The organism is Chitinophaga sp., assembly GCF_019236475.1.
In the GTDB taxonomy this organism is placed as follows: Bacteria; Bacteroidota; Bacteroidia; order Chitinophagales; family Chitinophagaceae; genus Chitinophaga.
Genome location: NZ_JAFAIX010000012.1, coordinates 551,382 through 563,750, shown reverse-complemented (window position 1 = coordinate 563,750; position 12,369 = coordinate 551,382). Strand labels below are relative to the sequence as shown.

The 12,369-nt window shown below is 44.3% G+C and carries 12 protein-coding genes and 1 tRNA gene; 8 read left to right on the top strand and 5 right to left on the bottom strand.

What is annotated here, in order from left to right; all coding sequences use genetic code 11:
• Positions 1–65: 65 nt before the first annotated feature.
• Complete coding sequence (locus tag JO154_RS18515; protein ID WP_291948259.1) at positions 66–344, bottom strand: YciI family protein; 279 nt, start codon at positions 342–344, stop codon at positions 66–68.
• Positions 345–614: 270 nt separating this feature from the next.
• On the opposite strand from JO154_RS18515, the gene JO154_RS18510 reads away from it, so the two are divergent.
• The 4 genes from JO154_RS18510 (at position 615) to JO154_RS18495 (ending at position 4,724) form a co-directional block, all read left to right on the top strand.
• The gene (locus JO154_RS18510; RefSeq protein WP_291948256.1) at positions 615–2,414 is read left to right on the top strand and encodes a hypothetical protein; all 1,800 of its coding nucleotides are present in this window, start codon (positions 615–617) and stop codon (positions 2,412–2,414) included.
• A 93-nt stretch (positions 2,415–2,507) separates the two neighbouring features.
• Entirely contained in the window at positions 2,508–3,158 is a 651-nt protein-coding gene (locus JO154_RS18505; protein WP_291948254.1) for an ATP-binding cassette domain-containing protein, read from the top strand.
• 12 nt (positions 3,159–3,170) lie between these two features.
• Complete coding sequence (locus JO154_RS18500) at positions 3,171–4,367, top strand: FtsX-like permease family protein (protein WP_291948252.1); 1,197 nt, start codon at positions 3,171–3,173, stop codon at positions 4,365–4,367.
• A gap of 36 nt (positions 4,368–4,403) precedes the next feature.
• Positions 4,404–4,724, top strand: coding sequence for a Dabb family protein (locus JO154_RS18495; protein ID WP_291948250.1), 321 nt, complete (start codon positions 4,404–4,406; stop codon positions 4,722–4,724).
• On the opposite strand, the gene JO154_RS18490 is transcribed toward JO154_RS18495, so the two are convergent.
• Both JO154_RS18490 and JO154_RS18485 read right to left on the bottom strand, forming a co-directional pair.
• Positions 4,721–7,270 (bottom strand): DUF3857 domain-containing protein, encoded by a 2,550-nt coding sequence (locus JO154_RS18490; protein WP_291948249.1) that lies wholly within the window; start codon positions 7,268–7,270, stop codon positions 4,721–4,723. The genes JO154_RS18495 and JO154_RS18490 overlap by 4 nt on opposite strands.
• A gap of 73 nt (positions 7,271–7,343) precedes the next feature.
• Positions 7,344–8,579, bottom strand: a complete 1,236-nt coding sequence (locus tag JO154_RS18485; RefSeq protein ID WP_291948247.1) for an NAD(P)/FAD-dependent oxidoreductase — start codon at positions 8,577–8,579, stop codon at positions 7,344–7,346.
• A gap of 78 nt (positions 8,580–8,657) precedes the next feature.
• Between JO154_RS18485 and JO154_RS18480 the strand changes: the two genes are divergently transcribed.
• From JO154_RS18480 to JO154_RS18470, 3 genes are all read left to right on the top strand, one after another.
• Positions 8,658–8,957: a YbaB/EbfC family nucleoid-associated protein gene (locus JO154_RS18480; protein WP_291948245.1), complete on the top strand. Its 300-nt coding sequence runs from the start codon at positions 8,658–8,660 to the stop codon at positions 8,955–8,957.
• A 292-nt stretch (positions 8,958–9,249) separates the two neighbouring features.
• Complete coding sequence (locus tag JO154_RS18475; RefSeq protein WP_291948244.1) at positions 9,250–9,888, top strand: N-acetyltransferase; 639 nt, start codon at positions 9,250–9,252, stop codon at positions 9,886–9,888.
• A gap of 87 nt (positions 9,889–9,975) precedes the next feature.
• A tRNA-Thr gene (locus JO154_RS18470) sits at positions 9,976–10,051 on the top strand.
• Here JO154_RS18470 and JO154_RS18465 read toward each other — a convergent pair.
• Positions 10,052–10,534: a hypothetical protein gene (locus JO154_RS18465; RefSeq protein ID WP_291948242.1), complete on the bottom strand. Its 483-nt coding sequence runs from the start codon at positions 10,532–10,534 to the stop codon at positions 10,052–10,054. It abuts the tRNA gene before it with no gap.
• A 138-nt stretch (positions 10,535–10,672) separates the two neighbouring features.
• Here JO154_RS18465 and JO154_RS18460 point away from each other — a divergent pair, with 138 nt between their 5' ends.
• Positions 10,673–11,785, top strand: a complete 1,113-nt coding sequence (locus JO154_RS18460; protein ID WP_291948241.1) for a hypothetical protein — start codon at positions 10,673–10,675, stop codon at positions 11,783–11,785.
• Here the strand turns inward: JO154_RS18460 and JO154_RS18455 are convergent.
• Positions 11,771–12,358, bottom strand: coding sequence for a DUF2306 domain-containing protein (locus tag JO154_RS18455; RefSeq protein ID WP_291948239.1), 588 nt, complete (start codon positions 12,356–12,358; stop codon positions 11,771–11,773). The genes JO154_RS18460 and JO154_RS18455 overlap by 15 nt on opposite strands.
• Positions 12,359–12,369 lie beyond the last annotated feature (11 nt).

The window sequence follows — 12,369 nt, the reverse complement described above, 5'->3', positions numbered from 1 at the left end:
AATCAGATCAGGGAAGAAAAACTGGAAAGTTGGCCGAACAGATGACATATCTGGATAAGTTCAGTCTATTTTTCCTGGATAGCCGCATAGGTCGTTGGCTCAAACTCAATGATCTCAACAAGCGCAAGCTGGAACTTTTCCAACGGATCCTCTTTCATGATCTCTTCTACCTCTTTTCGGCTGGATGCCTTACATAGTATCAGTGCTCCTGACTTAGGCTTTCGTCTGCCGGAAAGGATGAATTTCCCTGACTCATAGTGCTTTTGAAGGAACGCATTATGCGCCTCCATGAAGTGCTCAACAGCCGCTACAGGACGGATGTATTGAAGTAAGATTAAAAACATAACGGTTTTTCAATGGTTTTAATGATAATTTTCATAGCTGTAACAAAGGTATTAACTATATCGGTAAAGAAATTATTGTTGGCGACAGGGAAAAATTAGACATATATGCTACAAAAATATACGTACTTTTGAAGCCACGAAATACCACGATAGTGGGAATAAAGTTAGTAGTCCCAGAAGATTTGTGCCGCCAGAAAAACCTAACCGCTTTTCCGCTTTACATCCTGGTTCTAGCCTGTGTATTATTATTTTATATATTTTAATCATTTTATGAAAAGGACGATTTCCAAATTGTTGTTAACCGCTGGTATCGCCGCGGTAATGTTGTCTGCCTGTTCAAAAGTTCCTGAGGAGAGCAAATACATCCCCAAAGAAGCTGGATTGGTACTGGAACTGAATGCCAAGCAAATTAGCCAGAAACTGATTACCAATGGCATGACCATGGATAAGCTAATCGAGGCTGCACAATCCAAAGATACTGCTGATAATATGGCGAAAGCCTGGAAAGATGCCAAAAACTCTGGCATCGATATGACCAGCAACTTCTTCGTAAGCGTAGTTTTCGGAGACGACAAAAACGCCTATATCGAAGCTACCGGCTCCCTCCAAGATGCTGCGAAATTCGAAGCTTTCCTGAAAGCAAACCTGAAAAGTTACGACCTGAAAACAGGTAAGGACTTCAAATATACCTACGACGCTGATAGTCGTGGTGTCTTCACCTGGAACAATAAGTCTGTTATCTATCTGAGAAATCTGAATACCAACAGACTCAATGACCTCCCTGGTTTGGATAAACCAGCAGACGAAGACAACAATGTGGATACCGCTGCAGCCGCTGCTGCTGTTGTAAGCCCAGTTGCTGCTGTAACTACTGATATGCCGGAATCGGCCGCTGCACTGGTTTCTACCGCTGATCACCTCTATCACATGAAAGAGAGCGAAACTGCTGGTACCCTGGAGCCATTCAAAAAACTCCTGAAAGAAAGCGCTGATATGGGCTTCTTCTTCAATACCCAAGCTGTTTTAAACAGCGGTATGAATGGTACCACTGCACTTCCTGGCAACTTCAAAAAACTGATGGAAGGCTCTTTCTGCACCGCTACTGCCAATTTCGAAAAAGGCAAGATCCTGGTGAATACCAACAGCTACATGGGTAAAGAAATGCTGGCCATCTTCAAAAAATATGGCACCAAAGAAATTGATATGAGCATGCTGGAAAAATACCCAAGTGATAATGTCACTGGCTTTGTTTCCTATGCTTTCGATTTCCACATGGTAGGTGAAATCATCAAATCTACTGGTACCGACGGTCTGGTAAACATGATGCTGTCCCAACGCTCCGGCCTCACTATGGACGATCTGCTGAACGCTTTCGACGGCCAGTTGGTGTACGTTGCTTCCGATTTCCAAATCGAAAGAAAACCTAACCCTTACTTCGAAGGAGATACCATCGAAAAGCCAAATGCTAAATGGATCTTCAACATGAAAGTAGCTAACAAAGATGCTTTCAATAAAGTAATGAGCTCTCCACTGTTTGCCGGTACCCTGGTTAAACAAGGCGATAAATATGTACTGGCTGTTCCTGAACTGGCAGCTTCCTTCCCTGCAATGTCTCTCACGGAGAAATCCGTTACCCTGGGCTCCGACTCCGTGCTGCTGGAACAATACCTGGCTGGTAAAGGTCAAATCAAACTGCCTGAAGGCGTTGCTGGTAAAGCAAAAGGAAATATGCTGGCTGGTTATGTAGACCTGGCTAAAATGGCTAAAACCATTCCTACGGATAAAGCGGACGAAGACGACAGACCTCTGCTGATCAAAGCACAGAACCTGTTCAAAGACGTAACTTTCTCTGCTAAGAAAGTGAGCGGCGATGTACAAACCGGCGAAATCGTACTGAACTTCAAAGACCAGGATAAGAACAGCCTTGTTCAACTGGCGGAATTTGGTACAGAAGCAGCTAAACTGGCACAAGCCAAAAAAGCACAGAGAGCTAAACAAGAAGCTGCTGATAAAGCTGCTGAAGATGCCCTCTACAACGCAATCCCTGCTGATTCAGCGACGATTAGATAAGTCGTTCCCTGTTTCTTTCAAATATTTAGATAAACGCCGCTACCTAGCGGCGTTTATCTTTTATAGGCGTTACGAAAACCTTATCTTAGCTACATGCAAATTCAGCTCGATCATCTCCTCCCGGTTCCGCTGAAGGATAAGATCCTCCAGCGAAAATCCGGTATCTGGAATGAAAATATTCAATTTAACCCCGGCAGCTTTGTAAAGATCAAAGCGCCGTCTGGTACAGGTAAAACCACATTGGTACACTACCTCTATCATATCCGATACGATTATACTGGGAGTGTACTCATTGATGGGAAACCCTGGTCTGGCTACAATCGCAACGAAACCGCTTCCCTGCGCCAACAGAAAATCAGCGTGATTTTCCAGGACCTGCGCCTGTTTGAACAACTGACCGCCCTGGAAAATATTGAATTGAAAAGAGTGATGAACTCACAACCATATTGCACGGTGGAGAAAGTCCAGGAAATGGCGGCTAGGTTGAATGTGACCCATGTACTGAACCAAAGCAGCAAAACGCTGTCCTATGGCGAACGTCAGCGTATTGCCATTATAAGAGCCCTCGTGCAGCCTTTTGAATGGCTGTTCATGGACGAACCTTTCAGCCACCTGGATGAAGATAATACCAGCAGGGCTGCTGCGCTCATCGCAGAGGAATGTAAAACCCGCAACGCCGGATTTATTTTAACAGACCTGGATCACGATCAGCATTTCGATTATGATGTGCTGTACCAGCTTTAATGCGACTTTTTCATGCAATCGTTTTTTGCTCTCTTAAGAAAAATAATCCGTACCGGTGTAGGCAAAGGCCGGTTTTTCATGGCCTCCATTGGCCTGGGAATAGCCATGGTGCTTATTCTTATCGCACTACAGGCGAATACGGACTTCAATCAGTTACTCTACAGCGATAAAAATCAGAATGAAACAGCGGATTTCCTCGTCATCAATAAAAAGGTGACCAACAGTATGATGGGACAACCGGAAAAATCCGTTTTCTCGCCCACAGACATCGAAAACGTCCGTAAACAGCCTTTCGTACAGGCGGTAGGGTTAATCACTTCCAGCCAGTTTAAGGTGGTGGCACAGGCCCCAGGAGAACTACATTTCGCAACAGATATGTTCTTCGAAGCAGTGCCAGATAGCTTTATTGATGTGAAAGAAGACGATTGGAAATGGAATCCCGGCGACCGCACTATTCCGATCATCCTGCCAAACGACTTCCTAAATCTGTATAACTTCGGTTTCTCTTTGAGCCAGAATCTCCCCCAGATCTCACAGGAAACAGTGAAAGCGCTGCCTTTGCAGGTGGTGATCTCTAATAATCTAGTCTCAGAAACCTATACAGGCCATATTGTTGGCTTCTCGGATCGTATCTCTTCTTTCCTTGTACCAGCCACCTTTATGAACTGGGCAAATGAAAAGTATGCGGGTACTACTACGGCGGCTACCAGTAGGATCGTTATTAAGACAGCAGACCCCTCTAACCCCGCACTGGTGAAATTTCTAGACGATAACGGCTATACGGCCAACCAGGATAAACTGAAGTTCAGCAAAACCAGGGTGATCGTACAAACCATCGTTTCGGTGATCGGTTTCTTTGGACTTATATTGTTACTCTTTGCGCTGCTGGTGTTCAGTATGTTCATACAGTTGGTGATTGCTTCTTGCAGAAAGGAAATCCAGTTGCTCGTTACATTGGGTACAGCTCCCCGACAATTGCAGCGGTATCTCCTGAAACAATTCGTGCCGCTCTACTTTATTATTGGCATATTGTCTTTAGTGTTGGTAACCATCCTGCAATATTTCGCAGCAGGACTGTTGGCAAAACATGATATGGTGGTGAATCCGCTGCCTGGTATTGGTACTATCATCGGTACAGTGCTGATTCTAGTGTTGGTGTATATCGTAAATGTGTCTACCGTTCGTAGATACATCTTGCAAGACCAGTAAGGATCTTTTATTTTTATTGGCCAAAAAGATCCACATATGAAGCCAAACGAACCAAAATTTGTACACGTAGTCAATTTCTATCTGAAGCCGGACCTTAGCCAAGAAGATATCAAACGCTTTGAAGCAGGTGTTAGTAGCTTGGCGGCGATTGAAGAAATTGCTGTTTTCAATATAGGCAAACCGGCGGCCACCAACCGTCCGGTGATCGATAAAAGCTACAGTTATTGCCTGTTGTGCGTTTTCAAAGATGAAGCTATGCACGATATTTACCAGACGCACCCGGTGCATCTCAATTTCGTGGATACCTGCAAACACCTCTGGGAAAAGGTCATCATCTTCGACTCCGAAACCATTTAATCGGATGCCCGGCTGGCCGGGTATGGAATGATAAATGTCGCTCTGGCGCGATCGGATATATTCAAATACGGTATCCATATAGCCATTTTTACTATTGGCCATAACATGGAATCCGCACTGAATAAGGCCGGTAGCGCCTTTTCTTTGAATAATACCTTTTCCAGGTGGTGATCGGCATAGAGATACAACGCCATTAAAATGTAGTAGGTGGCGAGGGCTAACGGAAACGTGTCTCTCCGGTTAAAAAATAATACCGCCAACAAAACGGAATATCCCAGGAAGAATATATTCAGAAACAGCTCAGCCACCATCAGTAATTGAATGGCCGTAACATTACTGACAGCGGTTTTCAACGGTGTATCCACCCAGGTATCATAACGAAAAATGCCTGAACGAATAATCATAGTCATATCCGTGAGTGGAGAGAATACCAGGGCGATCGCCAGAATAGCGAGCCCACCTCCAATAGCTATCGGCGGTTCCTGCGCTTCCACATTCGGAAAACTCCTCTTATAAGCTGCTATAGCAAGGAACGTAACCAGCCCCGCGAATATAAATGCCAAGAAAATAGTCAACCAATTTGATTGGTTGGCCGGGTCCTGTTGGGAATCGGAACGCGCTTTAAAATTCATATTGGCATAATCAGTGAAATTGCGGGAATCCTTTATGTATTGCGGAATTTCGGCCACAGGCACATGGTCTTTCAGTGTTTGCAATATATAGTGTAAGCGGATTTCATTGCCATTCTTTTCTGGGATAAACTGCATCCGATAACTATTGGTGGCAATATCCAGCGGATCCATGTTTAACGGCCATTCGCCAGGGGTGTGGATAACAATGGTATAATCCAGATCATATGGATAGTTCAAGCGTAACGGCACCGTTCTGCCCTCTTTGACATCTGGCAGTGCGTCGTTGATAAACTGCGCTATGGACGTGAATTGCAGCTTGCCGGAGATACTATCGTGCTTCCAGATATTCTCCATTTCATAATGCTCAAATACCCGCATGATATTACTGTCTGCATTGTCGGATACCCGCATGGAGTCCTTAATGGACATGTTGCCATAGAGTTTGCGGTAGTATTCCAGGTAAGTTTTATCCTTATCCTGCTGACTTTCCGCCGACAGGTTGTTGCGCAGGTTATCCGCTTCTTCGCGATAGCAGGTGGTTTCTACTTTCAGCTCGCCCGCTCTCTGGTTCAAATTCGGCAGGGTGAATATTTCCTTTACTACTATTTTACCGCGCGTTTTTTGAATGATGGGGGTTAATTGGGTAGTAGAATCGTGTATAATCAGCGCCAACTGGTAGTCTGGTTCGCAGAATTGCTCTAGTGGACCACGTTGCATGGTGGCGGTAGGGTCCAGCCAATAAGTTTTATTATGCAGCGATACGGCCACAATCACATGATTGAATGCAAAAGGAGAAGGCAGGAGATCTGCGATTTTCCCTTTCAGGTCTGTGCTCACATAAGCCATGCTGGCGGGTATATCGGCAGCACGGAGTAATTCGCAAAGTAGGAGGGATTTGTCTTTGCAATCGCCAAACCGCTGCTGTAGCACCTTTTCAGGACTATTGGGTTTATGAGAATTTTCTCCTAGTTCAATGCCCATATAGCGTATATCGTCTTGTACGAAGCGGAGCGCCTGTAGGAGGTATTGTTCTTTGTTGCCGTTAGTGAGTTGTTTTAACTGATCTATTTTCCGGGAGACACCAGGTCCGGGAGCGGCCAGGGTATTAATTTGCAGGCCCCATTGCGCTACCTCGCGCCAGTTACCGTATTCATTCAGTTGTACTTTCGGGTACCAGGTATACCAGGAGGGGAGAAAGTCCCGCGTTTCTGGCTGCAGTTGCGGCACACTGGTCCACTCATAGCAGGTATAATCTTTCCAGGCCTTGGTTTTAGGAAGGGCGGCCTGGTAAAATGATTTCATTTGCAGATGACGAGAAGGACTTATCAGCAAGGATCTGTAATAATTGACAATCGGCTCAAATGTTAATAAATAGGTAGTTTGATCTATTTTATCGGGGAAGACAGGGTTACGACCTTCGATGGAGTAAGCATAGTCGATCTGGTCGCCTTTGCGAATATCTTCCAGAATGTAATAGGCGGTATATGTACCACTATAGATGAATCGCGACAGCTCTTGTTCTTGTTGCAGCAATTTAGGCGCAGCGGATTGCAATTGGTTAATGGACTTGCCGTCTCTCCGAACAATAATATGATGAAATACTAGTTTTTCGTAAGAAGGATCAAAGTCGACAGAAATCTCAGATCCGTTCTGGATACCGGTTTCAGAAACAATTTGTCGGATGATATGTTCGTAAGCCACATGTTTTTCCACATTTTTTTGATCTTCCTGTAAGACCAGATAGGCGCCATCTCTGATATTTTTAGCATCAGGTTTCTGCGTAGTGTCGATGGTGTGAGGAACCAGCCAATCCGGGGCAGGACCAGTAAATACTTTTTTGTTTTGCGCTAGGAGCGCGATGGGGGTAATAAACATCAGCAGGCAGATGACTGCCAGTTGTTGGAAGCTACGCATAGGGATAAAAATATAAAAAGTGCCAGCAGCCGGGTGTCGACTGCTGGCTAATTCACTTATTCACCGGATATTACTATCTGTTAAACAACAATTTCACATAGAACATAGGATGGCCCAGCTTTTTCCTGAGATCCACCTCATGGAACATACAAGTCATAAGCTCTTTCAACTGTTTGTTTCTGGAGCCCAATTTCATAAGCCAGTTAAACAGCCACGGATATTTGACCAGTTTTTGCAGTTTAGTACTTACCTGGAACTCAGGGCCTAGGATGCGATAAACATCTTCATCATAAGCACTGAGGAAGGTTGCTGAAAAATCATTGGCCTGGATGGCGGCAGCCGCTTTCTGCGCCGCGATTCTGCCGGTGTACAGCGCATTGCCGATTCCTTCGCCCGTAAAAGGATCGATGAGAAACCCTGCATCACCCACTAGCATATATCGATCGCCATGTAGTTTACGCTTTTTGCTTCCCAGCGGAAGGCCGTATCCATCGATGTTTCCAACGAGTTCGGCATCGGCAAAACGTTCCTTCATCACAGGATCGTTCGCCAATGTATCCAGCATCATTTTCTTCAGATTGACTTTCTTATTGCGGACAGTATTACTCAGCATACCTACGCCCACATTGGCTTCGCCGTTGGGGAGCGGGAATACCCAGAAATAACCGGGCAACATATTTTTCAGGAAGTGCAGTTCAATGAAGCCATCGTTATGCAAATTTTTCACGCCTTTATAATAAGCGCGAATGCCTGCCATATAGTGTTCCGGCTCCATTTTGATGCCGGCAACTTCTTTGGTGAAAGAGGAGTGGGCGCCATTGGCCACGATGACCAGTTGGGCTTTTACCTGGAAACTGCCGTCGTTATTGGAGAGCAGGTAACCATCTTTTTCCAGTTGATATTTATCGATGCTGGTACCTTCAAAGAGTTGAATTTCCGGGCGGCGTTTCATTTCGTCCACCAGGAAGTTATCGAAGTCGATGCGTTTGCAAACGAATCCCCTAGGATCTGTTTTATTTTGCTGATAGTCCTGACGGTAGGGGATATCCATCCCGATACGGTTAGGGGCTACGAAGGTGACGCCCCAACTGTCTAATTTAAATACAGCTTGTTGGAGGCGTTCGCCCATTCCTTTATCGATGCGTTCGAGGATTGTAAGTACTTTACCACTGAGCCCATCGCCACATACTTTATCCCTGGGAAAAACTGCTTTATCCACGACTATTGAAGGAATACCTAGTTGAGCCAGTTGAAGTGCCGCACAAGCGCCACCAGGGCCGGCGCCGATGATACATACTTTAGTTTCCATTTTTACCGATGTCTAAAAGAGTGTGGGAAGATACGGAATAGTTAATACCTTATCTTTACGGCCTTAAAATAGCAAAATATGTTTGATTTATTTGGTAAGCTGACGCAGATCCAGCAAAAAATGAAAGAAGGTAAAGAGCGCCTGGCTAACGTTACCCTGGAAGGCGAGGCTGGCAATGGAGCGGTGAAAGTTACTGTAGACGGTAATCGTCAGGTGAAGAGCATCGATGTGGCTGCCGAACTGTTGGTACCTGAAAAGAAAGAAGAAATGGAAGATTTGCTGATCACTGCATTGAACCGTGCGCTGAAAGCTGCTGAGAATTCATGGGAAGCAGAAATGAAAAGTGCTGCTGGCGGTATGCTGGGTGGTCTGCTGTAATTACCCTTCAGTTTCTGAAAATACATTACTAAAATGATATACATCCAGGGAGGTTTCTTCCCTGGATTTTTTATTTCGGGAGACACGTAACCCTTTGTACTATTGGTTTTCATGAATTTTCGATCATCTTTTGGGCACAGTTGGAACAGCGTTTGGCATATCAGGGGAAAATAAACTATATGCATGTACATCCAAAGCCACCAGCTCCTAAGTCAAAAGCGGTATATGTGGTTGTAGCGGTAGTTCTAATACTCAGTGTTATTGGCCAGATAATTATCAATTGCTGGCATAGATGAAAAGTAAAGCCATGATGAACCAATATGAAGTGCCGGTCTGTGCAATGCACGATACACCGGCACTTAAATCAACAACACCGGAAGAAGACGAGGAGATTGTCGTCCGGTTGGCAACAGCCTTAGACGTAGACTTTGCCATTCCTATCTGCGAAGAGATGGAATCTTCAGCCAGGGCACGTGGAACAGGTATATCCCGACGGGACCCGGCAGATATCAAGAAAAAAATGCTGGAAGGAAAGGCCGTGATCGCCTTCACGAAATCAGGCATATGGGCCGGATTTTCGTACATACAGACCTGGGAGAACAATCAATTTGTATCGAACAGCGGCCTGATTGTAGTGCCGGCGTTCCGTCGGTTGAAGGTGGCGTCTGCCATTAAACAAAAAATCTTTGAATTAAGCCGGCTGCTTTATCCACAGGCAAAAATATTCAGTATTACCACCGGTCTTGCCGTGATGAAACTGAACAGCAGGTTGGGTTTTGAGCCGGTAACCTATACCGAAATAACGCAGGATCCTCAATTTTGGGGAGCTTGTAAAAGCTGTGTGAATTATCCTATACTGGTGGCGCATGGATACAAGAATTGTCTTTGTACAGCCATGTTGTTTTCACCAGACCTACTGAAAGCCCTATAGCATTCGCAACCCCGAAACCGACGATTTACGGCAGTGCATTTGCACTGCCGTATTTTTTATTTAAATTGTATAAAACAGCAATGATCAGCCAATCTAGCTTAGTTGGTAGAGCAGCGGTTTCGTAAATCGCAGGTCGTGGGTTCGAGTCCCATGGTTGGCTCCACTAGTCTTCTTTTACTTCACATTCCAGGAATGTGCCCGAATGACGGGATACAGTCAGTTTCAGTACACAAAAGGTTTCTATCTGATCAAAAATTTCGGGTGTAACATCTACTCTCGTGATACCAAATACATTATTATCTACTACAAGATAATGAGACATCATACCTAACTCGCTTGAACTTATCTTGTCTAATACTTTAGCGGTAAATTCGGCTTTTTGTCGAGCCCGTAAATCTTTTCGTAGGTGCGTGATCGTATGAAACCAAAAGTATAACAGGAATCCTACGAAAGCTAGTGTCATAGCGGAAAAGAAGTAAATAGGGGGAACTGTGTTTACCCGGATCAACAACAGGGCAAATCCTACCGCGGTGATGATGGCAAAGTACTTAACTAATGTACCGATAGCATCATATTTAGAAGCGAGATTGCTTCTTACGATAAAGGCATCTTCGTGCGTAAATTGCTGATAATGTAGTTGATTCATAAGGAGCTAGTTTTTCGTCAGTGGATAGAAAGGGAAAACTTACTTTAATTAGATGCAAGGGAATAAAATTTCCATATAGAAAATTCAAATTTTTGCTGAGGATACTTCTGTATCTTTATTTTTCAAATCCTATTGACTATGCGCTTTATGCCTTTGTTTGTACTGGCTGGCCTGTTATCTGCCTGTGGTGGTGCGGGAAACCAGGGATCATCGTTCCGGCTTACAGAAAACTCCATGTACAACATTGACTCCGTACATGCCGCTGCTACCGGAACCACAACAAAAGACAAGAATGCTGAAAAGGAATTCCTAGAAGCACTGGACCTTTATCGTAATAAAAAGAAAGCAGGACAGAGTATTCCTTTGTTCAAATCTTCTATTCTAAAACAGCCGCAAGCCAAAGCTTACTATGAGCTTGGAAATGCCCTGCTAGACGGCGGAAAATACAAAGAAGCCATCCAGTCCTTTGATATGGCTGAACAGTTGAACTATACGCCACTGCATAAACTACTCTATAACAAAGCTTGTGCATACTCACTTGATAACAATGAAGAGAAGGGAATGTACTACTTGGTTTCTGCTATAGAGTTTGGCTATACGAATTTGGATAACATCATGAAAGATAAAGATCTCGCCAATCTGAGGAAGAATAGTTATCGCTTTACCACTAGCGTGAAAGAAGCGCTCAGTGGCCATGGAGATCCTGAAAAGCTGCAGTGGACAATGTATTACAGAGGATTCAAACAAGTGAATTTCCCGCTTACATTGGATAAATCATACGCTACCAAACAGGAGTTTAAAGATATCCCTTACGATTTTGAAAAGTATGTGTCTGAAATGAGAAATGCCAAGTTTGAAAGAGAAACGGGTAGCGCCTTCTATTATGTGGGTCTCATTAAAAGTGATTCTACTTTCAGAACCGTTTGCTACGCTGTAAATGATAAAGAGATAGAAGGTTATAACTGGCCTTATTACTTCCTGGCGAGCTATGCGCCTTCTGGTAAGTTGATAGACAAACTGATGATTGCCGGACAGCAATTGGATGAAGATCCTTATAAAGTAGGAGTGGTGAATGCGAACGGTGAAATTACCGTTACTGCTTACAAAATGGAGTACGAGAAAGATGTTACCAAAACACCTTTCAACGAGAACAAAGAAAAATCTAGTACAGAAATCAAGAAGGATTTTTATTCCATCTCAGCAGATGGTCACTTTGTACATAAAGCAAATGAGCCTTTAGCGTTGCGCTAAAAGTTGATTGCCACGGGTTTTCCAGCGGATATAACATTCAACAACAAAAAGGTTCAGCGTCCAACTGAGCCACGAAATAAGGACATATGCCGCTACAGGTCGTAGCGGCATATGCATTAATCCCAATACGTAAGCATAGAATCGGAGTGTTACCGCAGATAAGGTCAATGCATAACTGCGCAGCATCCAGTTGGAATGTTCTTCCCATTGGCGTTGCAGCGCCTTACGCCACCCTATAACGGTAACGACTATCCAGAGTACGGAAAGTATTACAAAACTTATTCTCGCATAAAGACCTCCATTGGCATAAAAAGCCATCACCAGGCCAGTAGGGCCACTGATAAAGGTTACCACGAAGGCATATGTTTTACCTATATTCCGGTGCAGTCGCGGATATTTTTTAAGGAGATAACTGCTGAACTGCAATAAACCAGTAATCAATACTGCAGTACTGACAAATACATGTATGTAAAAGCTCAATCGCCATTCCATTACATGCCAGGCCAACTGCTTGGTTTTGAGAAAATTAGTATATCTCTCCAGCGCCAAGTAGGGCACACTGAGCAGTATCATTAGCCAAGTGC